20 protein-coding genes are annotated in these 26,135 nt (G+C 46.2%); 5 read left to right on the forward strand and 15 right to left on the reverse strand.

The features are described from left to right. Window positions 1-377: 377 nt before the first annotated feature. Entirely contained in the window at window positions 378-1,112 is a 735-nt protein-coding gene (locus RIG27_RS07970) for a WecB/TagA/CpsF family glycosyltransferase (RefSeq protein ID WP_446344017.1), read from the forward strand. Continuing rightward, a complete protein-coding gene (locus tag RIG27_RS07975) occupies window positions 1,043-1,390 on the forward strand; it encodes a hypothetical protein (RefSeq protein ID WP_446344019.1) in 348 nt (115 codons plus the stop codon). Before RIG27_RS07970 ends, RIG27_RS07975 begins: the two co-directional genes overlap by 70 nt. On the opposite strand, the gene RIG27_RS07980 is transcribed toward RIG27_RS07975, so the two are convergent. The 3 genes from RIG27_RS07980 to RIG27_RS07990 all read right to left on the reverse strand — a co-directional run bounded on the left by RIG27_RS07980 (window position 1,387) and on the right by RIG27_RS07990 (window position 5,964). Beyond that, entirely contained in the window at window positions 1,387-3,243 is a 1,857-nt protein-coding gene (locus RIG27_RS07980) for a response regulator (protein ID WP_446344021.1), read from the reverse strand. The genes RIG27_RS07975 and RIG27_RS07980 overlap by 4 nt on opposite strands. A 179-nt stretch (window positions 3,244-3,422) precedes the next feature. Then, window positions 3,423-4,112, reverse strand: coding sequence for a PEP-CTERM sorting domain-containing protein (locus RIG27_RS07985; RefSeq protein WP_446344023.1), 690 nt, complete (start codon window positions 4,110-4,112; stop codon window positions 3,423-3,425). 103 nt (window positions 4,113-4,215) lie between these two features. Then, entirely contained in the window at window positions 4,216-5,964 is a 1,749-nt protein-coding gene (locus RIG27_RS07990) for an NAD+ synthase (protein ID WP_446344079.1), read from the reverse strand. Between the two features lie 311 nt (window positions 5,965-6,275). Here RIG27_RS07990 and RIG27_RS07995 point away from each other — a divergent pair, with 311 nt between their 5' ends. Beyond that, on the forward strand, window positions 6,276-7,097 hold the full coding sequence (locus RIG27_RS07995; RefSeq protein ID WP_446344025.1) for a DUF928 domain-containing protein: 822 nt from the start codon (window positions 6,276-6,278) through the stop codon (window positions 7,095-7,097). A gap of 80 nt (window positions 7,098-7,177) precedes the next feature. After that, entirely contained in the window at window positions 7,178-9,457 is a 2,280-nt protein-coding gene (locus RIG27_RS08000) for a CHASE2 domain-containing protein (protein WP_446344027.1), read from the forward strand. A 7-nt stretch (window positions 9,458-9,464) separates the two neighbouring features. On the opposite strand, the gene RIG27_RS08005 is transcribed toward RIG27_RS08000, so the two are convergent. The 10 genes from RIG27_RS08005 to RIG27_RS08050 form a co-directional block, all read right to left on the reverse strand. Further along, window positions 9,465-11,246 carry an autotransporter domain-containing protein gene (locus RIG27_RS08005; RefSeq protein WP_446344029.1) on the reverse strand — a complete coding sequence of 594 codons (1,782 nt, stop codon included), beginning with the start codon at window positions 11,244-11,246 and terminating at the stop codon, window positions 9,465-9,467. A gap of 121 nt (window positions 11,247-11,367) precedes the next feature. Continuing rightward, window positions 11,368-12,171 (reverse strand): EAL domain-containing protein, encoded by an 804-nt coding sequence (locus RIG27_RS08010; RefSeq protein WP_446344031.1) that lies wholly within the window; start codon window positions 12,169-12,171, stop codon window positions 11,368-11,370. 215 nt (window positions 12,172-12,386) lie between these two features. After that, complete coding sequence (locus RIG27_RS08015; RefSeq protein ID WP_446344081.1) at window positions 12,387-13,568, reverse strand: aldo/keto reductase; 1,182 nt, start codon at window positions 13,566-13,568, stop codon at window positions 12,387-12,389. Between the two features lie 416 nt (window positions 13,569-13,984). Next, the gene (locus tag RIG27_RS08020; protein ID WP_446344033.1) at window positions 13,985-15,775 is read right to left on the reverse strand and encodes an AAA-like domain-containing protein; all 1,791 of its coding nucleotides are present in this window, start codon (window positions 15,773-15,775) and stop codon (window positions 13,985-13,987) included. A gap of 118 nt (window positions 15,776-15,893) precedes the next feature. After that, window positions 15,894-17,399, reverse strand: coding sequence for a pentapeptide repeat-containing protein (locus RIG27_RS08025; RefSeq protein ID WP_446344035.1), 1,506 nt, complete (start codon window positions 17,397-17,399; stop codon window positions 15,894-15,896). 208 nt (window positions 17,400-17,607) lie between these two features. Then, window positions 17,608-17,817, reverse strand: a complete 210-nt coding sequence (locus RIG27_RS08030; protein WP_446344037.1) for a hypothetical protein — start codon at window positions 17,815-17,817, stop codon at window positions 17,608-17,610. Window positions 17,818-17,822: 5 nt separating this feature from the next. Further along, window positions 17,823-18,581, reverse strand: a complete 759-nt coding sequence (locus RIG27_RS08035; RefSeq protein WP_446344039.1) for a HEAT repeat domain-containing protein — start codon at window positions 18,579-18,581, stop codon at window positions 17,823-17,825. 144 nt (window positions 18,582-18,725) lie between these two features. After that, a complete protein-coding gene (locus RIG27_RS08040; protein WP_446344041.1) occupies window positions 18,726-19,217 on the reverse strand; it encodes a GNAT family N-acetyltransferase in 492 nt (163 codons plus the stop codon). 383 nt (window positions 19,218-19,600) lie between these two features. Beyond that, complete coding sequence (locus RIG27_RS08045) at window positions 19,601-19,765, reverse strand: hypothetical protein (RefSeq protein WP_446344043.1); 165 nt, start codon at window positions 19,763-19,765, stop codon at window positions 19,601-19,603. A 51-nt stretch (window positions 19,766-19,816) separates the two neighbouring features. Further along, the gene (locus RIG27_RS08050) at window positions 19,817-21,610 is read right to left on the reverse strand and encodes a sodium:solute symporter family protein (protein ID WP_446344045.1); all 1,794 of its coding nucleotides are present in this window, start codon (window positions 21,608-21,610) and stop codon (window positions 19,817-19,819) included. Window positions 21,611-21,897: 287 nt separating this feature from the next. On the opposite strand from RIG27_RS08050, the gene RIG27_RS08055 reads away from it, so the two are divergent. Further along, complete coding sequence (locus RIG27_RS08055; protein WP_446344047.1) at window positions 21,898-23,856, forward strand: BamA/TamA family outer membrane protein; 1,959 nt, start codon at window positions 21,898-21,900, stop codon at window positions 23,854-23,856. Between the two features lie 1,093 nt (window positions 23,857-24,949). Here RIG27_RS08055 and RIG27_RS08060 read toward each other — a convergent pair. Both RIG27_RS08060 and RIG27_RS08065 read right to left on the reverse strand, forming a co-directional pair. Then, the gene (locus RIG27_RS08060) at window positions 24,950-25,303 is read right to left on the reverse strand and encodes a slr1659 superfamily regulator (RefSeq protein ID WP_446344049.1); all 354 of its coding nucleotides are present in this window, start codon (window positions 25,301-25,303) and stop codon (window positions 24,950-24,952) included. Between the two features lie 58 nt (window positions 25,304-25,361). Next, on the reverse strand, window positions 25,362-25,955 hold the full coding sequence (locus RIG27_RS08065; protein WP_446344051.1) for a DUF6272 family protein: 594 nt from the start codon (window positions 25,953-25,955) through the stop codon (window positions 25,362-25,364). Window positions 25,956-26,135: the final 180 nt, after the last annotated feature.

A 26,135-nucleotide genomic window follows, 5' to 3' on the forward strand; every position in this document is an offset into this window, starting at 1 on the left:
AAGACCATAAGACCAATGATAATCTTGTTGAAAGCTTTACAATGGATCGACTCAAGTTGTTACTATCTTTACAGATTTTCTCTTATAACAGAAGTAACAGACAAGTGGACTCAAGGGTAATGGGAATGCCCCTTCACACCACTTGGCTTCTACCCAAATCGCTTGATCAAAAGAGCCATCTAGTTAGACAATTCCAGTAGAGATAGATTTCAGAGGCGCGAAGTATCGCGTCTCTTCTCATTTTTCGCCGCCGCTTGCTCAAGCTTAACCAGAAGCTGGCGATTCATCCCACGCTCAATCGAAGATTAGAGCGTGGGGAACCTATCGCCGGATAAGCTAAGTGTTAATTTGATGGGAGGATAAGCAACAAACTGATTATGTGTGAGACACCGAAGCCTTTCCCTGTCATGGGACTACCTGTTCACCGACTCCAAGAGTACGATCGCTGGCTGGGTAATCGCCTTACTCTAAACCTAGGGTGTCATGTGGTGACATTGAACGCAGAAATGGTGATGCAGGCGGAGTGTAATCCAGGTTTGGCACATTCAATCCAACAAGCAGAATTAGTTGTCCCGGATGGTGCGGGTGTCATCCTTTATTTACTCCTCCACGGTATCCGACAGCAGCGTTGTCCGGGAATTGAGTTGGCAGAATCGTTACTGCGACAGGCGGGAGAATTGGGTGAGTCTTATCCAGTTTTTTTCTATGGGGGTCAACCGGGTATTGCCCAAACAGCAGCGAAGATATGGCAAGAACAATACCCGAAACTGGCGATCGCCGGAATTGAAGATGGCTATCTGTCCCCAGAAGCCGAAGATCAACTCAAAGTCAGGTTGGCGAAAGAACAACCGCCATTAATTTTTGTCGGTTTAGGGGTTCCCCGTCAAGAGTTGTGGATTGCCCAAAATCGACATTTATGTCCTCAAGCGATTTGGATTGGCGTTGGCGGTAGCTTTGATATCTGGGCTGGGGTTAAATCCCGTGCGCCTATCTGGTTGCGGAATAATCATTTGGAATGGCTGTATCGACTCTATCAAGAACCTTGGCGCTGGCGGCGGATGATGGTGTTACCACAGTTTGCCCTCAAAGCGATTGGACAACGTTTGGCTTAGTCATTTGTCATTCGTCATTCGTCATTTGTCATTCGTCATTTGTCATTCGTCATTCGTCATTTGTCATTCGTCATTCGTCATTTGTCATTCGTCATTCGTCATTTGTCATTTGTCATTTGTCATTTGTCATTTGTCATTCGTCATTTGTCATTTGTCATTTGTCATTCGTCATTTGTCATTCGTCCTTTGTAAATTCTCCCCCATCTTCCCCATCTTCCCTCATCTCCCTCATCTCCCCCATCTTCCCCATCTTCCTATCCCTTGCAGTATTGCACTAACTGCTATTACTGGATCGACGTTCTAGACGATTTAGCACACGGGTAATCAGTTCAGCTTCCACAATGGGTTTTTTGATATAGTCATCTGCACCAACTGTAAAAACTTGCTGTACCGTTTGCACTTCGGTATGGGCGGAAAGAAATAACACGGGTAACTTACTCCAGCGTAAATCATGACGGACAACTTGACATAACTCAATGCCACTATATTCCGGCATTTCTACGTCTAAAATTAGTAAATCGGGGGATACAGCTTCTAGGACATCCCAGAAGCGTTGGGGATGTGCCAAAGTGGTGACGTTTAGTCCCCAAGGTTGTAGTAAATGACGCAGCAGGGCTAGGATTTGTGGGTCATCATCCACGACTAAGACGTTAGCTTCCCCCGATTTCTGCTGATTAATTGCTTGAGTCACCGCGTGCAAAATTTCTGGGGGAGTCATGGGTTTCTGTAAAAAGGTAGCAGCGCCTAAACGGGCGGCTTTGACTCGACTACTTAAGTGGTTTTGACTGGAAAAGATTAAAACGGGAATGTCTGAGTGTTGGTTAGCGAGTTCTGCTAAGAGTTCAAAGCCGTTTTCTTGGGTGTCAGGAAAGGTGAGATCCAGTAAGATTACATCGGGAGGATGGAGTGCGATCGCTCGTTTGGCGGCTTGGAGATGGGGGGCGCTATCCACCTGCAATCCCCAGGCTTTTGCTTCGATTTCTATATGTTGACTGAGGATCTGATCATCGTCAATGACTAATAGTCGGGCTGGGGAAGTGGAAGCTGGGGACGGATCACAGGCGGGGGGTGTAACCTGCTCAAGGGTGGGTTTAGTTGCGATCGCCTGTTGCAGGGAGTCAATTAAATGCTTTAGCTTATGGGCATCTTGCGGCGTTGTTTGGATTGGAGTCTGCAGGAGCTGTTCAATTTCGCGGGCGATTTTAGAACCCTCTGCACAACCAAACGATCCTAATGAACCCACTAATCGGTGGGCTTCCATTTTGGCATTCTCACAGAGTTGTTGATTCAGGGTTCCTGTCGCCAGAGTTATACTCACTTGCCTAAATACGTCTATTTTTTCCGGGAGGCTTTCTTTGAACTTTTGCCAAATTTTGGCAACTGCCGCCATGAGTTTCGCTTCAGACGTGCCATCTGCTACTTTTTCCCTGACTTGTTTGTCCTCTTGTTCCTGAGTGGGTGCATCTTTGAGGCGATACCCTATGCCGTATACTGTCTCAATTACATTAAATTTTATCCCAGCCGCTTTCAGCTTTTGTCGCAACCCTTTAATTTGGGTGGTTACGGCTTCCTCACCGGGAAATTCATCACTCGACCAGATGTGATCGAGGATAGCACCACGGCTAAAAATACGTCGAGGATGACGCAGGAATAGTTCTAACAATCCGTATTCTTTAGGCGTTAGGTGTAATAATTCGCCTTTATAGGTGACTTCAGCCGTATCCGGTTCTAGCCGCAGCTTCTCCCAAGTCAACACCTTTGATACCGTGGAGTGACGCCGCCGCAATAATGCCCGAATTCGCGCCATCAATTCGCACAGATCATAGGGTTTAATCACATAATCATCCGCACCTGCTTCTAATCCGCGAATGCGATCGGCGCTACTTCCTTTGGGGCTGACGAGGAGAATTGGCATTTGATAACCTTGATGGCGCAGTTTTTGACACAGATGAATACCATCTAGGTTTTGGGGGGTAACATCCAAGACAGCTAAGTCATAGTGAGAGGTTTGAACGAGTTCCAGTCCATGTTCAGCATTAGTTGCGGCTTCAATGGTGTAGTGATGGGCGGTGAGTGCTTCAATTAGGGGTGAAGCTGTCGCTGGATCATCATCTACTATTAGAATCTTCATGGGAAAAGGGGATTTGGGAAATGGGATTACGCTGTATTTCCTTTGATCTTCACCTTTTTCTCATGGATTCTTGACGAACAATTACATAATCCTCAATAAAATTTAATAGTAGGGTCTTGGGAACCAAAAGGGGTTTGGTAACCAAACCCCTACTGACGATAAACGCAACGACAATCTGACTAAGACTTTTTGTTCCGTTGGCGACGACGGATCAGTGCTAATGAACCAGCGACTAATCCTAAACCTGCTAAGGTTGCTGGTTCAGGGATATCAGTCACCATAGCGGTAATGATAAAGTCTTGGTAATCTTCATCCTTCGCATTGCCTTTGTCATCGAAAGCAATCGTCACTTTACCTAAAAGCGGATCAGCGAAAATGTCTCCTGGTCCTGTATACTCAGGCAGAACGACACCATCGAAAACAAATGCTTGCTGCCCTACCGGATTATTTAGATCATCGGTAGAATAAACGAACCCATTGGTTCCGGCTGGCTTGTTATTCCCGGAGAAGAGAGCCAAACTGTATTCGACGCCAGCTTTAAAGGTAAACCAGTTTTGGCATTCACCCGTGGGCGACGTGACACTGGTTGGACAAGTTCCAAGAAAGTCGGGACTTGTCTTATCATAAGGCTCGTTCTCCACAAACAGAGGATTACTCATGTCTGTCGGATTTGCCGCTTCTACAATAAACAAGGTAGACTGGAACTTACCTTGAGACTGAATGAAGTCAAAGTCGATTTTGGTATCCGTATCAAACAAGATACCGTTATTGCCAAACTCGACTGTCGCTGCTTCGGCTGGCATGGCAGACAGAGCTAAGGAACTGCCAACGGCTAATCCGAGAACTGTTGATGTTTTTTTGAGATACATAGTCTAGTGTTCGTGGTTGTTATGCAAAAGATTACTGTGCCATTCAGTATAATATAGATTCAATAATATACATCAATCTCCCTGTAAAGTTTAAACTCTCTGGTTAGATAGATTTTTTCACAGCCACCCAACGACTAGCGATGGGCATCCGCCAACCGGTACCAAATGCCCGATCCGTAATCTTTAATCCTGGTGGTGCTTGGCGGCGCTTGAATTCTGCCCGTGCTACCATTCGCATCACTTTATGGACGATTTCTGGATCATGTCCGGCGTCGATAATTTGTTGGGCAGATTGATGGTCATGAATCAGGCGTTGTAAGATATCATCCAAGATGTCATAAGACGGTAACGAGTCTTGGTCAGTTTGATTCGGTTTGAGTTCAGCGCTGGGAGGTTTGGCTAAGACATTGGCGGGAATAATTTCTGGTTGAGTATCGGGTAATTGCTCTTTTAATTGCGCTGAGGTGGCTTGGCTGGCTTTTGTGGAATTAAGCCATTGACAGAGGGAATAGACACGGGTTTTGGGAACATCTGCGATCGCGGCTAATCCACCGTTCATATCCCCATAGAGCGTACAGTATCCTACTGCCATCTCTGACTTATTCCCCGTTGAGATTAGCAGATAGTCAAACTTATTCGCGATCGCCATTAAGAAGTTTCCCCGAATCCGGGCTTGAATATTCTCCTCCGCTGTGCCAAATTCTGTTCCGGCAAATAGGGGTTCTAAGGTTTGGTCATACCCCTGCATTAAATCACTAATGGGTAAGGTATGGGTTTTAATCCCTAAATTTTTGGCTAACGCCAGGGCATCATCGATCGAGTGTTCAGACGTATGGGGGGATGGCATGAGAACACCCAGTACATTTTCCCTGCCCAAGGCTTCCGTGGCAAGAGCAGCGACGAGGGATGAATCAATTCCCCCACTCAAACCAATCACCACTCGTTTAAAGCCACATTTACGGGCATAGTCTCGGATGCCTAGAACTAGGGCGAACCAGATTTGAGCGTTGGTACTGTCTGGGGCGGGTGCGATCGCACTCTGGCGTAAATCTCGTTGGAGTGGATCAAACTCTACCACCAAAATATCGGTAGCAAAAGCCGAGGCGCGACAAACCATTTCCCCGGCGCGGTTAAATCCCACACTGTTTCCATCAAAGATTAAGTCGTCATTTCCCCCAACCTGATTGGTGTAGAGAATCGGTTGCTGATAACGCTTAGCACTATGTTGCAACATAGCTTCCCGCAGTTGTTGCTTGCCCACACTATAGGGCGAGGCGGAAAGATTCACAATTAAGTCAACCTGCTGCTGGATTAAGTCGGTAATCGGATTGAACTGATACGTGCGCTTTCCCCAAAATTCCTCATCGTTCCAGAGATCCTCGCAAATCGTCACGCCAATTTTAATCGGGGTAGCTGACTCTGCCTCTAAGGTAAAGGAATTACTCTGGACTCCAGCTTCAAAATAACGGTTCTCATCAAAGACATCATAGGTGGGCAACAGGCGCTTGTGAAACACCTGCTGTATCTTACCGCCCTCCAACAGGGCAATACTATTAAATAAAGGTTTACCTCCCGAACTCTCCGCTTTAGGATTCGCTGTCACCGTTCCCACCAAAACCGCTAGAGTTGAGGGTAACTGCTGGGCTAAATTGTCCAGACAGTCTGCCATGGACTCCATAAAACTGGGATTTAAGAGTAAATCTCGCGGCGGATATCCACAGAGGGAGAGTTCCGGCGTCAATAAGAGGCGGACACCCTGACGCGCTGCTTGATTCGCCGCATCAAGGATTTTTTGGGCATTGCTGGTTAAGTCGCCAATCGTGGGATTGAGTTGTGCGATCGCAAGTTTCATGGGAGACACAATAAGCTTGCTAGGCTAACGCTAACACGTCATTGTTCGTTAGTCATTAGTCTTTGGTCTGATGCCAGGCACACCCAGGAGGTCAATTCCCTCAAACTTCCGCCCCAACCAACATAAAATATAGACAAGCAGTATATTAAAACAGTCTCGCCCGGGGTGGGAGAACTTAAATTGAATCACAGGCTTTTTCTGAGTGACCAACAACCCCGTTCGGAACGGAGGGTTGGCGTAACCGTCATATATACGAATTTAAAGCGACTGTGGCAATAGATCTCAGAATTAGATTAGGAGAAGGTTATACCATGGGTGGTTTCAAGCATTTTACCTATCTCGGTGCGGTTACTCTCACATTCGGGTTAGCCTTGGCTTTCGCCGCACCTCGACTCAAAGCACAGTCGTTCGATATTAGTTTAAAGTTTCCTGAAGGAGAAGATATTGGTGCCCCTGAGAGAACCGGCGGGGGCGGACAACGGGGGATATCTTGTGTTACCGGAACTATACGATTAACGGCGCTAACGCCAATGAATAATCTAATTACCACCATATCCCCCAACCCTAGCTTATTTTGGTATGTTCCCCCCACGAAAGCCCAGTCAGCCGATTTTCTACTTTTAGACGAGCAAAACCAGGAAATTTATTATACGAGGATACCCCTAACCCATAGATCCGGTATTGTAGAACTTAAGCTTCCCGATCACATATCTCTGGCAACGGAAAAACGGTATCTTTGGACATTTGCCTTAGTGTGTAACCCCGATGATCGCAGTAAGGATCATTTTGTTCGAGGGTGGATTCAGCGTCAACCTCTTCAGAGGGGAATCACCCCAGCCGAAGAACTGAAAACTCTTCTTGATCAACTCGTTAATGAACCCGAAGGGATCAAAAAACGTCTCCAAGACGAAGCCTCTAACTATGCTCAAGAAAGGATTTGGGCAGAAACGCTGATGATTTTAGCTCGACTCTATCAGCAATTTCCTAATGACTCCGCGATCGCCGATGAGATGCAAGAATTATTAACATCGGTGGAGTTGGATAATATTTCAATTGACTGTTTAGTTTACTCCTGTTCGGTTGAGACTCAAGATGCTGAGGAGCAAGTCCCTAAGTCGGGGCGGGTTGAGTAAAATCCGGGTGGCAAGAAACGATAATAGTGAAACCCGCCCCTACCCACTCATGCACCATGCCCAACGAAGTGAAGGGTCAAATGTATAAATTCTCTAAGCGGTGGCTTTGGCAATGGCGTGGCGTTTGGATCATTACCCCAACAGTTACAGGTTTGATCATTTTCCTGCGGTGGATGGGGATGCTGCAAACTTGGGAATGGGCAGCTTATGACCAGTATATGCGTTGGCGTCCTGCCGAACCCTTGGATCAGCGAATTGGAATCGTGGGGATTGATGAGGCGGATGTGAAAAAAATTGGGCAACTGTCTCGCTCGATTCTTCCGGATCAAATTTATGCCCAAGCTATTGCTAAACTCAAAACCCATAACCCTAAAGCCATTGGTTTGGATGTTTATCGGGATTTACCCGTACAACCGGGTTATCAGGAATTAGTTCGCCTCTTTGAAACAACCCCTAATCTGGTGGGGATTGAGAAAGTGGTTGGGGATAAGCGCCAAGATGCTGTCGCCGCCCCGCCTGCGTTGAAAGCGAAAGGGCAAGTGGGCGCTAATGATGTCATCTTTGATGCCGATACGAAAATCCGACGGGCACTCTTACAAGTTGAAGATACCAATGGAGACGTTATTCCCAGTTTCGGATTTTATCTAGCACTTCTCTATCTGGATGCTCAAGGAATTAGCCCCCAACCTATACCGGGCGAACCCAATACTTGGCAGTTAGGAAAAAGCACGTTTTCTCGCTTCAAAAAGAACGATGGGGGTTATGTTCGCACGGATGACGGTGGCTACCAAATTTTATTAAATTATCGAGGGAGCAAGGAACACTTTGAAACGATTTCATTGCATGATATTCTGGAGGATCGTATCCCTCCCGATTGGGGACGCGATCGCATTATTCTGATTGGCTTTGTCGGGGAGAGTTTTCAAGACTGGATTTTCACACCCTACAGTAGCAGTTGGTTCGCTTTGCCAGAACGGATGTCTGGGGTAGAATTACATGCCAATATTACCAGTCAAATCCTAAGTGCGGCTTTAGAAGAACGCCCCCTAATTCAAACGTGGTTTCCACTGCAAGAAAATTTATGGATTTTTTTCTGGTCTACTGTAGGCGCTATTGTCACCTGGCAGGGACGGTATCAGGGGAAAAGGCGGCGGGTATTTGTCCAACGATTTTTGAGACTGATCCTCGCAGGGGGTATTGTATTTGGTAGTACTTATGGGGCGTTTTTAATCGGATGGTGGATTCCCGTGATTCCACCTGTTTTGGCTTTATCGGGTTCAGTGATTGCGATTACGAGTTATCTTGCCCATCAAGTGGCTAAAATCCGCGAAACTTTTGGTCGTTATCTCACCAATGAAGTTGTTGCGAATGTTTTAGAAAATCCTGAAGGGGCTAAACTGGGTGGCGAACGGCGCATGATTACCATCTTAACGTCAGATTTAAGGGGGTTTACTGCCCTAACTGAACGTTTAACGCCAGAAGAGGTGGTGAATATTCTCAACTTTTATTTTGCCACGATGACGGATGTGATTACTGAATATCAGGGAACAATTGATGAATTTCTTGGGGATGGAATTTTAGTTCTGTTTGGTGCGCCGACGCTTCGTGACGATGACGCCCGTCGCGCGATCGCTTGTGCGGTGGCGATGCAGTTGGCAATGACATCGGTTAACGAACGCATGAAGCTTCTGGGTTTACCTCCGTTGACTATGGGCATTGGGATTAATACGGGGGACGTTGTAGTTGGAAATATTGGCTCCTCGAAACGGACAAAATATGGAGTAGTGGGCTCTCAGGTTAATTTAGCCTATCGCATCGAATCTTATACGACAGACAGTCAAATTCTGATTTCTCAGTCTACTCTCAATGCGGCTGGATCTGGGGTGAGAATTAATGGAAAGATGCGGGTTCAACCCAAAGGATTGCCCCAACCTATTCCAATTTATGATGTGAGCGGAATTGGCAAGCCTTACTATTTGTTTTTAGCTAAACCAGAAGAACAATTTCTGTCATTGGTCGATCCGATTCCTTTACACTACACGTTTTTGGAAGGCAAGCATGTCAGCGATATATTTTTTCGAGGAACTTTAGTAAAACTTTCTGCCAAAGGTGGCGAGATTAAATCAGAACAATTTATCAAGCCTTTTACGAATATAAAGATTAATTTATTTATCGGGGATAAATTAATCTCAGTGAGTGAGGATATCTATGCCAAAGTGTTAGATAAACTCAGTGATGATCATTCGTTTTATATTCACTTTACGTTTTTACCGCCCTCTGTAGAAACGGTGTTATCCAATCGTTATAAGTTACTGCGTCAACGTCAGGGCGAAAGTCAAGAACAGGCAATAAAACCCTAGAACACCGTTAAAATTGGTAGCGGAGTTGAGCTCTAACCCCATGGTCAGTGTAGTCTTCGCGCCCGACGACCGTTTCGTAATCGATCGCGCCGGAAAAATTCGGGGAAAACTGCACGTCCACTCCAGCCCCTAATCTCACGTAATCGCGATCGGGGTCGTCTGTAGTCGCCCGGATCGGAATGCCCGGTTGGGTGAGGAGTTCCGTCTCGATTTCGCGGCTGTCGTTGGCGAACTGGTGTTCGTAACGTGCCCGGAAATTGGGTGTCACTGTAGTGTTGCCAACGTTGAACCCATAAGCCGCCTGAACACCTGCACTGAGAACCACCGATTCTGCTTCTTGGTCTTGGACTTTCATGTTGAGGCTACCCGCACCTTCCTCTGTGTAGTGATTAATTTCCACGCGATCATAGCGAACTCCTACCGTTGGTCCATAAGACAAGTTGCCCGCTCTGACATTGTAACCACCGTTCACATCGACCGATAGTTGATTTCCGTCCGGGTCAGCAGTAGCCCTGCGGTTGTCGAATTCGATTTGGCGGGTTATCTCATAGTCATTCCAACCATAACTGACAAGGGTATCCGTATAAAAGTTACCCCGATTATAGTTGCCATAGATAGAAACGGCATAACCATCAACTTCAACCTCGCCAAGGTCATGATCAAGTTCGGTGTCATTGCTGAGGCGACTGACAGCAACTCCCAGCGCGAGGTCGCCCGTGACGCGGTAATCAACGCCAGCAGTAACCCCTGTCGTCGTGAAATCATAGCCCGGTTCGCTATTGCTGGTATCTTTATCGCCGAAGTTGATGTCACCGTTGACAAATGCACCAAATCGTTGTTCGGGGGGAGTTTCGCGGACACCTCGCAGGGACTGGAGCCGAGCGTCAATCGTTTGAGTCTGCCTGCGAGCAACGCTTAAGGCAATGTCGGCTTGGGGGATAACGGTTTGAGGACTAATCAGTACTGCCAAAACCGCTTCTCCAAACAACTCATGAACGGCAGCAGTAGGATGAATGTCATCCCAAAAAAAATACTCGTCGGGGTTGGGACAAACCGTATTGGTTGCCTCATTTAAGCAAGGTTCGGTCACGTTAGTTATGCCGTATCTGGCTGGCTCGGCGAGAATTTCATTAACCAGAGGATTGACATCGAGCGGTACGATCTGAACTTCACGGTTTTGAGCTAATGTTTGCAAAGCGGCATTTAAGTTGCGGTTATATTGATTAACGGCGGCGGTGAAGGCGTCGGCAGCAAGGGGAGAGGCTAATCCTAGAGGCGTCCTTCCCAAATCTGGCAGGTTGACTACGATAATCGTTTCAGCGCCGTTGGCAATCAGCGTTTTCACCGCATTGGATATGTTGTTGACCGTGGTTGTCGTGTCTATATCTGCTGGGTTTGTGCCTGGAACTACGTCGATGTAGTCGTTGGCACCGCCCCAAACGGTATAAAGCCCATTAGCATCGAGTGGTTGGGTTGTGGTGGTAAACTCAATAACCTGTTCTAGCACGTCCTCTGAGGTTGCCCCACCAAGGGCAAAGTTATTAGCTCGATTGTGATCAAGTCCTAATTCCAATCCCAGAACTTCCACCCAGACTAAACCGTTAGTAAAACGTCCCTCAAAATAGGGAGGGCTAGGAGGGAAGAGACCTTCAGATCGTTCAAATCGGTTGCCAACGTCTGACAGACTATCGCCAAAGATGTAAAACTCCTCAAAGTTTTGTGCCGAAGCCTCGATCGGCAACAGGGTAGATAATAAAACAGATGCGATCGCTAGAGCTTGTTTTTGCATGAATATTACCCTAAGCTGAATAGCACTGACTTAAGCACCAATCTGCTCCTGAAACGTTAATACTATTATATCCGGCAAATGACCCCTAATAAAAAAACTGAAGCTGCCCTTCTACCTTCATCTAGAAAATAGGCGTTCGCTTGAGAATCGGGGTAGGCTTACCTAAGTAAAACCCTTGGGCATAATCCACACCTAACGCCTGCAATCGTTCCAGAATTGCCACATTTTCCACGTATTCGGCAATCGTCTTAATTTGCTTCGCCTTAGCCATTTGTACAATAGCAGAAACAATCGCTTCAGAGATAGGATTCTGCACCACATCCCGCACAAACATACCATCAATTTTGACAAAATCTAACGGTAATTCCTTAAGATAGGCTAAACTGGACATACCTGTACCAAAATCATCCAAAGCAAACTGACAACCCAGGTTTTGTAAACGCTGGATAAATTGCCGGGTTTTATCTATGTTGATTAAGGCTACCGTTTCAGTAATCTCAAAGACTAAACTGCTGGGGGGAACCGGATGATTCATCACGGCATTTTCCAGAAAGTCGAGAAAGCTGTCATCATTGACACTGGAACCAGACAGGTTAAACGCAATAATACACCCACAATAATAATCCCTTGCCCAACAGCCCATACATTTACTCGGGTGGTAAATGCCATTGAAAAATGATTCCAGAACCCAACGATCAATGGATGGCATTAACCCAGATTCTTCAGCACAGGGAAGAAAATAATTAGGTGGGATAATCCTACCATCTTTTCCCACCATTCGGATTAAAATTTCCTTGTGAGTATGACCCTCGTCTCTATGAAGGAGAGGGAAAATTGGTTGAAAATATAAGCAAAACCGATCTTCTATAAGGGCAGTTTGTAAGGCTTGACGACTGGCTGGTTCTTGATAGATATGTTCTCGCACATTTTTCACCTCCAAATTTCCACCTGCTCCTCTTTACCTAAATGCTACCAGAAAGGTGATTTGAGAACAGGTTATAGGGATAACAGTTAAGCGTGAATGAGGGGCGAAACAAATTGATGTAGCAATTCTCAATGAGTTAGGGAATCTTCTGTTCCCAGTTAAGGGTTTTTTTAACTCACCAAAATCGTTACGACTCAAGTCGAATCGCTATCGGTTTATTGTTGGGATAAGCGTTTAACGGTTGCACCTCCTAAGCGCTGATCCGCATCTTCGAGTAAAGTAGGAATTGTATCAGCGTGGGGACTGTTGTGTAAACATACCTGGAGATTGAATTTTCTGATCTGATCGGCTTTGGCACCCGGAAACCAGTGTCCCGCATTGGTTAAGAGGTTGTAACGCATTTTAGCATATTCAACCATATCATAGGCGATCGCTAAATTTCTCAGCCACAAAATTACGGGGATATTCACACCACCAGGGGTTTCCTCGTGGCTGGGTAAACCGACGTGCCAGGTTTTGAACCAATCTTCACCGAGTCGTGCGATCGCGGCGGCTTCTAATCGTGCCACAATCGGGGGTAATATTTGATCAACCTGATCCAATAACTCAACCGCCTTCAGGTGTTCCTCAAAATCCCTGGGGCGAGATGCACCTAAACTTAAGGTATGCACCTGGGGATGAGACAGGCAAAACAAGTCATTAAATACCATTGGACTCAAGGGTTTACAAAGTTCAACTAATCGCTGTGGCGGTTTATATAGCATTCCCCCTTTATCCGACGGACTAATAATAAAAACGCCCATATCATGACGAGTAGCGGCTTGAATTGCTGACCAATTAAATTGATTGATATAGTACCAGTGCAGATTTACATAATCAAACTGATCCGTCTCAATGGTTTTGATAATTACGTCGGTAGCACCGTGGGTAGAAAAGCCAATAAACCGCACTTTGCCTTGGGCTTGTAACTGACGCGCTACATCCATACAGCCTCCAAGACGAATGCTATCCTGGAGTAATTGAGGTGTGTTTATGCCATGAACTCCCAGCAAATCAACATAGTCAAGGTTGAGGAATTTCAACGATTGCTCAAACTGACGCCGAAATTCTTTGGCATCTGATTTAGGACTAATTTTTGTCTGGACAATTAATTGCTCACGGGGTAATTTTGGCAAAATTTTGCCTAATTGCATTTCTGACGTACCATAACCCCGCGCCGTTTCAATATGATTAATGCCTAGTTCAATCGAGCGACGAATGGTTGCTTCTAAGTTACGTTGATTATCTTGAGGAATTAACCAGGCGGGCATATCTTTCCATTTGAATTGATAGCGCATTCCGCCACAGGAGAATACTGGCATTTGTAATTCAGTGCGTCCAAATCGTCTGTAATGCATCATAAGTATGATTAGAAGTCAACGGTTTAAAGGGTAGTCTCGCAGATTAACCTAATGTATAGACTATCCTATTGGGTAAGTAGGTAGGGACAGTTAAAGGCGGGCGGTGGTGATCGTCATTCGTCATTCGTCCTTTGTAAGAGTGTAAGACTTGTTTACATAACTTAATACTGAAGCAAGGGCGCACGGGGCGTGTCAGTGCGCCCTCCGACGTGCGCCCTCCAATCTTCGATATGAACCCTCCGACAAACCCTGGGAAAGGGGCGGGTTTAGTCGCATTTGGGTGCAATCGAAAAGATAGTAGTGAAACCCGCCCCTACACACTCACGCGCCATACCCGAAAAGCGTTGCCAAGAGTCAACATTTATATGCCATAAAAAGTCAGGTTGGCGATTATAATCACCTGTTCCCCACATTTAAGCTAAGCGATCACGAAAATAGTGCTGATACAATTTACACCTCGGCGTGCAATCATTACCAAAGAGTTTTACCAGTCCCATACTGTTTAATTTAAACGCCTGTTGAGAGGGTAAACGTACTGGCTGAGATGCCATCACTACGGCTTTCATGGCGTCCAATAATTCCGGATAGGTTTGCAAATTCCACAAATGGCGGCGCAAGTGATCGCTATAAATTCCCGCTTCCGTAGGCGCTGTTTGCCAGATATGTTCTAATGTCATATTCTGACGAGCAATATGATAAAGTGCCAGTCTCACCAAATAAGGATGTCCACCGACTAAGGTGACAAGAGAATCTACCGTTTCTATCGACCATTCTAATCCATGGCGTCTGGCTAACTCCATTACCTGTTCCTGATTAAACTCTGGCAATTCAATCGGTAATCCTACATTAAAGGGCGATTTATTCATATCCAAGGGAACATATACTTCCGTAGAATGTACCACCACTAACCGGAATTTCTGCCAAATCTCGCGCCGTTTCGCCTCCTCATGCAATGCTCGTAATAACCCGAAAAAGTCATCGGCAATTTCTGGAGAGGCAAAGACTCGATCAACTTCATCTAATCCTAATGTCAATGAGGTGGAAATATGGGGAAGTAAATACTGCTCAAAATAGGCTTTACAGCTTTGATTGCTGCCAATCATATCCGCTAACTGGGCATATTTTGCCAGTTGATCGGGATCGAGTTGCCCCAAGGCTAAACTGACACTGGCACAAAACCATTCTAAGAACCTATGGGAATTCGCCAATATCCGCTGATTTGCCAGTTGTAAACTTAAGGCTACGGTTTGAGATCCTTGTTGTTCAGCATGATGCAGAATTCGCGCCATCAAAGAGGTTTTACCCATTTGTCGGGGGGCTTTGATCCGGATTAATGCCCCCGGTCGAGTTATGGTTTCATAACAAACCGATTCAATGGGCGGGCGATTAATGTAAAAGGTAGAGTCAATATCAACTTGTCCTTCGGGTAATTCCGGTGCAGCAACAGGGAGAGGCAGATAGAGAGAGGTACTATTTTGCTGTTGGGGAGTGAGTTTACTCCAAGAAATCGCCAATTGATGATCCGTCGGTAACGTGGTGCGCCCAAGGCTTAGAACCTGGAGAATTTCTGAGGCGAGAATTGTTGGATCATCATGGCAACGCCAGTGCCACGGTTGAGTACCTTGTAAATAGCCGAGTAAATCGAAGGGTAAGGGCGTACTGATGCCGTTTCCATTCTGACAAACGTCCACTAAAATTGGCAAAATTGCGGGTTTTTGGGGCGTGATGTGGTGTAATGCTTTAGCCAGCCGAACTTGCTCTAGTACCATTTCGCTAACGGCAGTGGTTTGGGATAATAGCAGCAGCAAGTAATCGGATAGCTTTAAGTAGTTATCGAGGGCAGAATTTTGCTGCGCCAAAAAAACGTCATGACCCGCTTGACAAATTGCCTGTTGTATTGTTCTTGTCAGATTAAAATGAGGCGGGTATCCACTCATCAGCACTTTAGCTCTAATTTCCCGTACCTCCGAAGCTGGAGATAGAGTCTCTAAATCAGCGATATCCCGCCATTCCTGTCCTAATGCAGCGCAAAGTTCCACGAAATTGATGTAATCCACGGGTTTGCCGTTGAGGAAGTTGCTCACGGTGGATTGGGAGATACTCAAGGCTTCAGCCAAAAGCTTCTGACTGGGAAAGCCATTCCGTAAAAGGGACGATTTAACGCGGGAAACGGAGTGAGAGTGAACTTGGAGCGATCGCGGCATTGTTTAAACCAGCTTGTGATCCTGCATTGATCATAAATGCCAGTCCCTGTAAAAGTCGATATGAGCCACTGTTTGCGGATTTTTGGGGAGGGATGCGATCGCAAGCCTAATATAGCGTTTACATTATTTTCTGATACTCTTCTAACGCTGCCAGCAGTACATTGACTAAAGGATGATCAATCAATTCTTTTAATACCTCAGTCTGCACGCCTTTTAAGCCTTCAACGACTGAAGCTTTCAATATCGGATTCTGCTCAATCCTCTCTAGCACCTCGATCACCACCCGTTGTTTTTCCAGAGGCGTATTTGTGGGATAGGTTTGATCAAGCTGTTGGAGTAACTTTTGAATTTTGGTCGCGGTATCGGTCAGTTGTTGCTTTTGTTCTAGGGTATAAGCGGGTGCGATCGCAGAATTTCCAGAGGGGCAATTTTCCACAGACTCACCCTGATTAGACGGGTAAGGCGTGAGGGGTTCAACTAACCGTCTTGCCTCTACATTAATCGTTTGACCGGGATTCACGGTTTTCTCCGCCAACCGTTGCAGAATCTCAGTTAAATTGGCACTCTGGTGACGATAGGTAGCAACTTGCTCATATTTCACCTGTAACTGATAACGATAGTCTTGATCAATCACCTCAAGTTGGGCATCGTACTCGCGATTAAGGAAATGCTCAACCTCCAACCGATTGGCATCGATAGGAATGGCAATCCGGATGGTTAATACCCCATCAGGGCGATTTTCTAAGGATTGAATCGTAAGGATGTTACTCCCATCCTGGGCTTGACAGGCGTGAAAGGCGGCAAAGAATGCTTGCCAATCAATACCATTGCGGAAAATTAAATTAACCGTCTCTAAGGGAACTTGAAAAACCCTGGTGAATTCTCCCGGGGCAAACGTTCCCTGATGGGGACGGCGTTCGTGTTGATCGGTTTGTAAGTAAACATACTCACAAATCACCTCGGCTAAATTTGTCCCGCTATTGATGTGCCAGTCTTCCAGACAGGTGGCGGTAAATATGGCTTGGTGAAAATCGGTGTTGAAGGCTTTGCAGCGTTGTAAATTGACGCTCCGCAGATTGGCTTGACTACAATTAGCACCCTTGAGATTCGTCCCCCTCAGGTTTGCACCGACAAGGTGGGCACCACTGAGATTCGCCCCACTCAGATTCGCCCCACTCAGATTGGTGCCACTCAGTTTAGCGCCAATCAGTTTTGCCCCCACTAAATCAGCACCACTGAGGTTGGCTTTCGTCAAATCAGCACCACTAAGATAGATGTTATTCAGGTTCGCACCAATGAGATTGGCACTAATTAAGTCCGCATTTCTCAGATCGGCTGCCGTGAGGTTTGCACCAATCAAATCCGCCTCACTCAAATATGCCTCACTCAAATATGCTTCACTCAGGTTTGCACCAATCAGATCCGCTTTACTCAAATCTGCCTGACTTAGATTTGCCCGACTCAAATCAACGCCACTGAGTTTCGCCCCTTGGATGGCAACGCCCTTGCCCGTAGCAAAGCAGAGATTGGGTCGGATATCCGGGTGGTGCGCTTTCCACGCATTCCATACCTCCACCCCTTGCCTGAGTAAGGCAAGATAGTCTTCATTCGTCTGTGGAGACATAAAATCGTTAGACAAGTTCCGCTTTACACATCCGTTATAGATAGAAGAAACACACTTAACTGAAATGCTTCCATAATAAGGGTTTGGTGAATAGGTTGCCTATAATTATGCCAATGTACACGGTGTTAGATAATTCCCGATACTGGGCGGCGGGCGACCCGAGCAAATTAAGGGTTAGGTGGTGTTAATTGGATGCGGCGGGTCGCCCCTACATTAAAACAAACGGTGAGGACTTATCCCCACCGTTTCTTAAATCTTTTGGGAGCTGGGGGAGCAATGTAGAGACGTGCCATGGCGCGTCTGGGAGCTGGGGGAGCAGAGGGAGATGGGGGAGATGGGGAAGATGGGGAAGCAAAGGACGAATGACAAATGACAAATGACAAATGACGAATGACGAATGACAAATGACCAATGACAAATCCCCTAAAACAATCCGTCTAGCTCAATTTCCTCAATCATCTGTAAGGCACGGGGATCGCCCACTCTCAACAGGGCAGCTTTCGCATCTTCCTGCACGCCCATATCTTCATCTTCGGCAAAGGCTTCAATTAAACCGTCAACCGCACCCGCATAGATAGCATTAGAGGGTAGTTCTCGACAAAGCTGTCCTAATGACCAAGCACAGTTACTGCGTACTGCTGCCATGGGATCTTGCTTTAAGGCGGTGATTAACGGCGGAATACAGGCAATGATATCGTCATAGTCTAACTTCGCCATTTGTGCCAGGGAACTTGCTGCCCACAAACGCACAGCAGAGATATCTGTACATAAAGAATCAATCAAACTGGGCAATGCTTTGCGATCGCGACAATTGCCTAATGCCCAAACCACCCCTTTACGCACATACCCATTCCAATCCCGGTTTAGTTGTCCAATTAAAGGATCTACGGCTGTTGGAGCAGGATTGCGTCCTAATGCATAAGCCGCACTCACCCGTACCAACGGACAGACATCGTTTAACAGATGAATCAGATGAGGAATAGCCCGTTCATCTTGAAGTTCACAAAAAGCCCGCGCCGCCAGCATCCGTTGGGGCGTTTCTGGGGCGGTTAGCAGAGCCAGCATCTCTTCTGGATCGGGTTGATTCTCTTCTGAGTGATCATCAATTGGCTCGATTTCATCCAGAGGGCTGTCTAGCTCACCTGCCGCCTCGATTAATCTTAGCTCGTTATTATCATACATACTTAAAAAAATATCTTATTCAGCGGTTATTTGTCCTATGTCCTTTGTTATTTGTTATTTTTCCTTGGTCAACTTATCCATTTGAACATTCTCGCACTCAAAAGTATGCCCTGGAAAAAAGTGAAGCGTCAACAATCAGAACTCTTATCCAGACAGCGGTTTCACCATCCAAAGGGACTGGGTTTGGAACCCTAACTTATCGTAAAGGCGCACCGCAGATGGATTAGTCTGAAAAACTTGCAACCCAATTTGGCGATCGCCCCGAACTCTCGCCCAGTTTTCAGCATGATACATCAGTGCCGAACCAATACCCCGACGCCGATGCTCTGGCATCACGTAGAGTAAAAAAACATGGGCGTGGCGATCGCCACTCACCTGATCAATGGCATTTCCCAGCCATAAACCAGCGACAGGTTGATTTGATGGTGCGGCGTCACCCTCAGGATTGGCTAAGTCTACCCACCATAACGGTGTGTCTTGACAAAAATACCGCCGTATTGTTTCTTCTAAATGAGAAAAATCCTGCTGTTGCGGGAAAAGCTCTTGATAACTCAGTTGGAGAAACTTCAACAAGGTTGCCTTTTCTAGTCGAGAGCCAACTCGTAGCTGATAGCCCGGGATTAATGATGTACGCATCTGATAAAGAGGAGTTGAGGCAAGCAATAAGGGAGCAGGGGTGTGGTTGTAGGGGCGGGTTTTACCGATAACGTTTCGCAGACAACCTCAACTGAACTAAACCCGCCCTTTTTCAGGTGAAAGGTAAGGTGGAACGATGGCGAGCAGAGGGGGACAAGGAATTAGGGGCTGCTGAATAAGTCTTGTGGGAGGGTAGGGTGCTCTTGAAGCAATGTAGAGACGTGCCATGGCGCGTCTGGAAGCAATGATACATTTTCCCTGATAGCGGTGCGAAGCGAAGGGTTAAAACTCAAAATTCCACACGAGTCAGGGCGGGTTTTGAACAACAGTTATCATGAACAGCTTGCGCGAAGTCCCTAAACCCGCCCCTACACACTCAATACTCAAAACATCCCCAATTCCCTCATACTTACTGAATTGGCATCTTCAATAGGTGCAGGTGCTGCCATATCATTGGGCAAAAAGATACGAGCGCTAACGGCGAGTAACGCGACGACAAAAACTAAGACGATCAGAAAAGGGGCAATATACTGACGGAAAATAGACATAGGTATCCAATTGGATAAAGATTTGTAACGCCATTGTTATCTATCTTATAACTACTTGGAATTATCGTCTTGATCCTCTAATCCCGGTCTAGGTATCCGGTCAGCTTTTTTCCGATTAAGCTGACGCAGCAACATTGCCCCACCCACAGCGATGATCAGGGATACCCAACCCGTCAGGGGTTGTAGCAGCAGAAATCCTCCGATCGCAAACATCGTACCAAACAACAATAAAATGGCGGCAAATACCTGTTTAATATCCTGTCCCAGGCTTTGAATCGGTAATAAACCCGTACTTTCCTGTTGACGTTGCCAACCGGGACCGGCTGGAAGCACCCGACGATAAAATTCATCTAGAGTTGCCTCCGATTCTGGCGGCGTCACTAACATGGCTGTAATCCATAACACACTGGTAATAACTGTCGTCACCAATAGACGCAAACCAAACTCCTCAATCTGAATAATCGGGACGATACTGGTGGTTAACCCAACAATAAACCCACCCACCATTGCCGTCAGTTCAGCTATGGCGTTAATTCGCCACCAAAACCAGCGTAAGATTAAGACTAAGCCAGGACCAGTGCCAATGGCAATCACTAACCGAAATACGGTTGCCACATCCTGAGAAAAGAACGCCGCTATCGCCCCTAATGCCGTCACCACCACTGAAGCAATCCGCCCCGCTAATACCAACTCTGACTGTTGAGCATTCGGTCTGATAAAGCGCTGATACAGATCATTGGTTAAATAAGATGCGCCCCAGTTAATCGATGTAGATACCGTACTCATAAACGCAGCCAGTAGAGACGTAACCACTAACCCCAACATCACCGGGGGAAGGAAATCTAGCATCAGTTTCGGATAACCCAATTCTCGGTCGGATAAATCGGGATAGACGACAATCGCCACCAGCGCCACGAGTATCCAGGGCCAAGTTCTGATTATATAATGGAGAATATTAAATAACCAAGCGGCTTTTTCTGCCTCCGCTTCATCCTTAGACGCCGCTAGACGCTGCACGAATTCCCCGCCGCCATCACTACGACGAAATGTCCACCACTGGAGAAAGATATAGGCAAAAAAGGTACTCGCGGTAATTCCCGCCGTTTCACTCCAGCGGAAATTATCAGTTATGGGGAAAAAGGATAAAATATCTTGTTCAGTGATCCGCTGTACTTCTGGCACAAGGACATGAATTCCACCGACATGACTCACCGCTGCGATCGCGACAACAATTGCCCCAAATAGTGCTAAAAAGAACTGGAAAAAATCGGTTGTTACCACACCCCAAAGCCCCGCAAAACCTGAGTAAATTAAAACCAAAATGCTAACACCAACCACACTCAAAATTTTCAGATTTTCCCCCGGTTCAATCCCCAAACTCTGCCAAAGTTCCAAGGCATCCACCACTTTAATCATGGCAAGCATAGCGTAGCCAATAGCAATACAATTAATCGGTACGGCAAATAAAAATGCTTTGGTTCCCCGTAAAATTGCGGCTGTTCTTCCGCCATAACGCAGTTCAGTCAATTCCGCGTCGGTGACAATTTCCGAACGTCGCCACAATCGGGCAAAGATATAAATCATCACCAAATGGGCGATGCCAAAACTCCACCATTCCCAGTTTCCGGCAATGCCTCGATTACCCACAACCCCAGCAATATAAAGGGGTGTATCAATAGAAAACGTCGTCGCTGCCATACTTGTACCCGCTAACCACCAAGGAAGCGATCGCCCGGAGACGAAAAAATCCACCAAACTCCCTGAGGCTTTGCGAGATAGATACAGCCCTAAGCCCATTGAGCCAATCAGGTAGAGCAGAACTATCAACCAATCAACCTGTTGCATACTTTTGCGATAACGTTTGACCTGAATTTGATATGATACATCGCTTTTAGGTCAGATAATTTTAGAGGTTAGATTTTCATGTTTGATCAACCTCTCTCAACTTAGTCGGGGCGGGTTTATTCATATCTGGGTGAGGTAAAAAACGATAATAGTGAAACCCGCCCCTACACAGATTGTGTCAGATAGAAAGGTGGCACATCGGTTGGAACTCCACAGGTTTAGCCTCGGTCAGGTTAACCAAACGTAAGACAATTTTCACTAACGAACGGACGATTGAGGCTAATTTTATGCTATATAGATATGTTGCTTTTTCCACTTTGGCTGTGCTGGTGGGTAGCGAGTTAACTCAGCCAGCGATCGCGACTCCAGATTCCCCGACAACTAACCCACCATCGGAAACCAGAAACTATGTTGTCCCCACAGAAGCCACCTCAGCCACGCCATCCCCTAGAACTGTCGCCTCTCCAGAAGCGACGCCAACCCCAGAATTTGCCCAATCTGTTCCCACCCTAAATCAATCTCAACGGTATAACGATTTAGTTGTTCTCGCTACAGACGTGCAAGTCGTTGGTGTGTCGGAAGAATTGCAGCAGCTTGTCTTAAAAACGATTAGAACTCGTCCAGGGGGTCAAACGAGTCAAAGTCAATTGGATCAGGATATTCAAGGGATTTTAGATACAGGGTTATTTGCCAACGCCAGTGTCACGCCAACCGCTAACTCCACTGGCTGGGAGGTAGTTTATCAGGTTGAACCCGTTATCGCGCGATCGCTAGAACTTTCCGGTAACCAGATTCTTACCCCAGACATAGCTGATTCTATTTTCAATTCTCAATTGGGTCAACCCGTTAGTCCAGCTACCCTACGTCAAGGCTTACAACAGTTAGAACAATGGTATGAAGACAATGGGTATATCTTGGCACAGGTTTTAGACGTGCGATCGACACCCGATGGGGTAATTGCAGTTGAAGTAGCCGAAGGCGTCGTCAGTGATGTTAATTTCCGCTTCCTCGATGAAGAAGGCGAACCCACAGACGGACGAACTCGCGAGGATTTCATTGATCGCGAATTGAACCTACAACCCGGTCAAGTCTTTAATGTAGAGGTTGTCCGCCAAGACTTGCAACAGCTTTACCAATTGGGATTATTTGAGACGGTGGACATTTCCCTCAATGGTGATGCGAGAAATGTCGATGTTATTTATAACCTGATTGAAAAATCAGCTCGTGGGGTAAATGCTGGCGCAGGATATAGCAATGATAGCGGTGTTTTTGGCACTCTTAGCTATAACGACTTTAATCTTGGTGGTGTGAACCAGAAACTGGGATTGAATATACAGTTTAGCCGTCGCGACTTCCAGTTTGATGGCAACTATGGTAGACCGTATCGTGCCAGTAATCCAGAACAACCGGGATATAACGTGAATACGTTTCGGCGTCGTAGTGTATCCCAAACATTCGATGGTGATGTTGATCTCGCGAATGGGGATGATCCCCGTGAAGGACAGTTTGGCGGTGGTGTCAGCTTATCCAAACCCGTGAATCAGGAATGGGATGCGTCGGTAGGCGTCAACTATACCCGCACCAGTATCCGCGATAGTGACGGCGAAGTGAATGCGGTTGATGAATTCGGGAATCGTCTCTCCTTCAGTGATAACGGAATTGATGATTTAGTTACCGTCTCCGCCGGAGTGACGCGGGATAAACGAGACAATCCTGTCAATCCCACCCAAGGTTCTGTGATGCGTCTGAGTACGGAACAGTCTGTACCCATTGGTAATGGTAGTATTTTGATGAATCGGCTGGAGGCAAACTACTCTCAGTACGTTCCCGTTGATGTCTTTAATGGCAATAGTCAAGAAGTCTTGGCATTTAACGTTCAGGGAGGAACCACGATTGGTGATTTACCCCCCTACAACGCCTTTAACCTCGGCGGTCAAAATTCGGTGCGAGGTTACGGTACAGGGGATGTCGGAACAGGGCGCAGTTATGTGTTAGCGTCGGCGGAGTATCGGATTCCCATCTTCAATCCAGTAGGCGCGGTTGTTTTTGCTGACTTTGCATCGGATTTGGGTTCGAGTGAAACCGTACCAGGAGAACCGGGTGTGGTGCGGGGTAAACCGGGAAGTGGGTTCGGTTACGGTGCGGGATTGCGCGTCAATTCCCCTGTGGGTATCATTCGCGCCGATTTAGGATTTAATGACCAAGGAGATAGCCGAGTCCAGTTTGGTTTGGGTCAACGATTTTAAGCCTTAAAATGGTGTCCAACAAGGGCGGGTTTAGTTACCTTTGTCGGGATTATTGGGATTATTGGGATTATCGGGATTATCGGGATTATTGGGATTATCGCGGTTGTAGGGGCGAGTCGCTGCACATAGTAGGCAGTGTGAGAATTAACTTGTATCGACTCGCCCTTTTCTAAATGCGGTGTTAGATAATTCCCGATACTCGGTGCAGGGCGACCCGAGCTTATTAAAGGTTGGGTGGTGTTAATTGGATGCGGCGGGTCGCCCCTACATTTGTACAAGGTGTTAGATAATTCCCGATACCCCGTGCAGGGCGACCCGAGCCTATTAAAGGTTGGGTGATATTAATTGGATGCGGCGGGTCGCCCCTACATTTGTACAAGGTGTTAGATAATTCCCGATACTCGGTGCAGGGCGACCCGAGCCTATTAAAGGTTGGGTGATGTTAATTGGGTACGGCGGGTCGCCCCTACATTTGTACAGGGTGTTAGATAATTCCCGATACCCCAATTAAAGGTTGGGTGGTGTTAATTGGATGCGGCGGGTCGCCTCTACATTTGTACAAGGTGTTAGATAATTCCCGATACTCGGTGCAGGGCGACCCGAGCTTATTAAGGGTTGGGTGATGTTAATTGGATGCGGCGGGTCGCCCCTACATTTGTACAAGGTGTTAGATAATTCCCGATACCCCGTGCAGGGCGACCCGAGCTTATTAAAGGTCGGGTGATGTTAATTGGGTACGGCGGGTCGCCCCTACATTTGTACAGGGTGTTAGATAATTCCCGATACTCGGTGCAGGGCGACCCCAGCTTATTAATGGTTGGGTGATGTTAATTGGGTACGGCGGGTCGCCTCTACATTTGTACAAGGTGTTAGATAATTCCCGATACTCGGTGCAGGGCGACCCGAGCAAGTTAAAGGTTGGGTGATGTTAATTGGATGCGGCGGGTCGCCCCTACATTTGTACAAGGTGTTAGATAATTCCCGATACTCGGTGCAGGGCGACCCCAGCTTATTAAGGGTTGGGTGATGTTAATTGGGTACGGCGGGTCGCCTCTACGAGAACACCAATGCATGTTATAAATCGGGGCTATAATTATTCCAATTCCAACTTTAATCCTGGCATTAATCGCTGTAAATTCTTTAACGATTTTCCTTGCCAAGGAATTTTTGCAGAGCCTTGAATTTCGATCCCGATAGTCTTCTTTTTGCGTACATTCAGGACAAATTTAGACAACATGCTAATTCCCGAACTATTTAGAAATTCTAGCTCTCGCAGGTTTAACGTAATCAAGGAAGGGTCTTGCTGAATCATCTCATCGAGAATTTTAATGATCGGTTCGTACTCCTTCATTCCACCCAGTCGCAGTGACCCTTCAAAATATACAGTTTCTGTTTCTGGATCACCGATTACTTGGTAATTTTCACCCTGAACGTTTTGCTTTTCCATGAATAATTTAGCTCCTAAAACTACAAATCATTGATAATACTTCTTTAAGGGTTTGAGTCTATACCTTAAGTTGCACCATCGTTGTCACCGTAACCACATCGGGTTCTTGTTGAACGGTTTCAAATTTCCAACCTAACTTGGCAAAATAATCATTTTTCATGGTTAATAACCCCAGTCCAGAAGCTCCCCCGGTTTCATCTTCAGCACTTTTTTCTAACTGGCGGATATAGAGTTCATCTAGATCGGATTCGAGTAATTCTTGAATGAAAGATTGGAACTTATTAATAGATTCTTTAGAAACACTATTAGTTGCCAATAAAACTAAAGTTATTTGGGTCGCAATATCTAAAATATGCAACCCAAATTTAATTGGATAGGATGAATTATTATCATTAAACTTCATCGCATTTTCCAGTAATTCATTAGCGATATAACTCACTGCTCCTTTTATTTCAACTCGCTTTCCCTCAGGGTCTTGAGCTTCGTAAATAGCGGGAAAAAAGGTAGTCAAGTAATCAGCAACAAAGTCAGCCGACAAACCATTGTTGCGCCAGCGTTGCTGAATGGGTATGGAACTCGGTGAGAAGCCAAGAATTAAAAACTCTTGTTCATTAGGTAAATTTTCTTGAAATTCTCCAAATATCTTATGCATAGCCATTATGTCCAATCAAAAGTTATTATTTTTTTCATAATTTGTCTAATAATGTTATAAGGGTTGGGTTGGTGGAAATAAACTTAACTAAATTAAGTTTTTTAAATACGCCTCAAACCCTTACATAAAACGTAGTTTGCTTCTCAAGGGAAGCGAGTATGACCAGCCCTACCGTTAACT

This window comes from Coleofasciculus sp. F4-SAH-05, from assembly GCF_040222985.1.
Taxonomy (GTDB): Bacteria; Cyanobacteriota; Cyanobacteriia; order Cyanobacteriales; family Coleofasciculaceae; genus Coleofasciculus; species Coleofasciculus chthonoplastes.

Bases quoted from the DNA above. Each gene is read 5' to 3' on its own strand.
- RIG27_RS08000 (WP_446344027.1), top strand. From the start codon at position 7,178: ATGTATAAATTCTCTAAGCGGTGGCTTTGGCAATGGCGTGGCGTTTGG.
- RIG27_RS08055 (WP_446344047.1), top strand. From the start codon at position 21,898: ATGCTATATAGATATGTTGCTTTTTCCACTTTGGCTGTGCTGGTGGGT.
- RIG27_RS08040 (WP_446344041.1), bottom strand. From the start codon at position 19,217: ATGCGTACATCATTAATCCCGGGCTATCAGCTACGAGTTGGCTCTCGA.
- RIG27_RS07980 (WP_446344021.1), bottom strand. From the start codon at position 3,243: ATGAAGATTCTAATAGTAGATGATGATCCAGCGACAGCTTCACCCCTA.
- RIG27_RS07970 (WP_446344017.1), top strand. From the start codon at position 378: ATGTGTGAGACACCGAAGCCTTTCCCTGTCATGGGACTACCTGTTCAC.
- RIG27_RS08035 (WP_446344039.1), bottom strand. From the start codon at position 18,581: ATGTATGATAATAACGAGCTAAGATTAATCGAGGCGGCAGGTGAGCTA.
- RIG27_RS08045 (WP_446344043.1), bottom strand. From the start codon at position 19,765: ATGTCTATTTTCCGTCAGTATATTGCCCCTTTTCTGATCGTCTTAGTT.
- RIG27_RS08060 (WP_446344049.1), bottom strand. From the start codon at position 25,303: ATGGAAAAGCAAAACGTTCAGGGTGAAAATTACCAAGTAATCGGTGAT.
- RIG27_RS08065 (WP_446344051.1), bottom strand. From the start codon at position 25,955: ATGCATAAGATATTTGGAGAATTTCAAGAAAATTTACCTAATGAACAA.
- RIG27_RS08050 (WP_446344045.1), bottom strand. From the start codon at position 21,610: ATGCAACAGGTTGATTGGTTGATAGTTCTGCTCTACCTGATTGGCTCA.
- RIG27_RS08015 (WP_446344081.1), bottom strand. From the start codon at position 13,568: ATGCATTACAGACGATTTGGACGCACTGAATTACAAATGCCAGTATTC.
- RIG27_RS07985 (WP_446344023.1), bottom strand. From the start codon at position 4,112: ATGTATCTCAAAAAAACATCAACAGTTCTCGGATTAGCCGTTGGCAGT.
- RIG27_RS08025 (WP_446344035.1), bottom strand. From the start codon at position 17,399: ATGTCTCCACAGACGAATGAAGACTATCTTGCCTTACTCAGGCAAGGG.
- RIG27_RS07990 (WP_446344079.1), bottom strand. From the start codon at position 5,964: ATGAAACTTGCGATCGCACAACTCAATCCCACGATTGGCGACTTAACC.
- RIG27_RS07995 (WP_446344025.1), top strand. From the start codon at position 6,276: ATGGGTGGTTTCAAGCATTTTACCTATCTCGGTGCGGTTACTCTCACA.
- RIG27_RS08020 (WP_446344033.1), bottom strand. From the start codon at position 15,775: ATGCCGCGATCGCTCCAAGTTCACTCTCACTCCGTTTCCCGCGTTAAA.
- RIG27_RS08005 (WP_446344029.1), bottom strand. From the start codon at position 11,246: ATGCAAAAACAAGCTCTAGCGATCGCATCTGTTTTATTATCTACCCTG.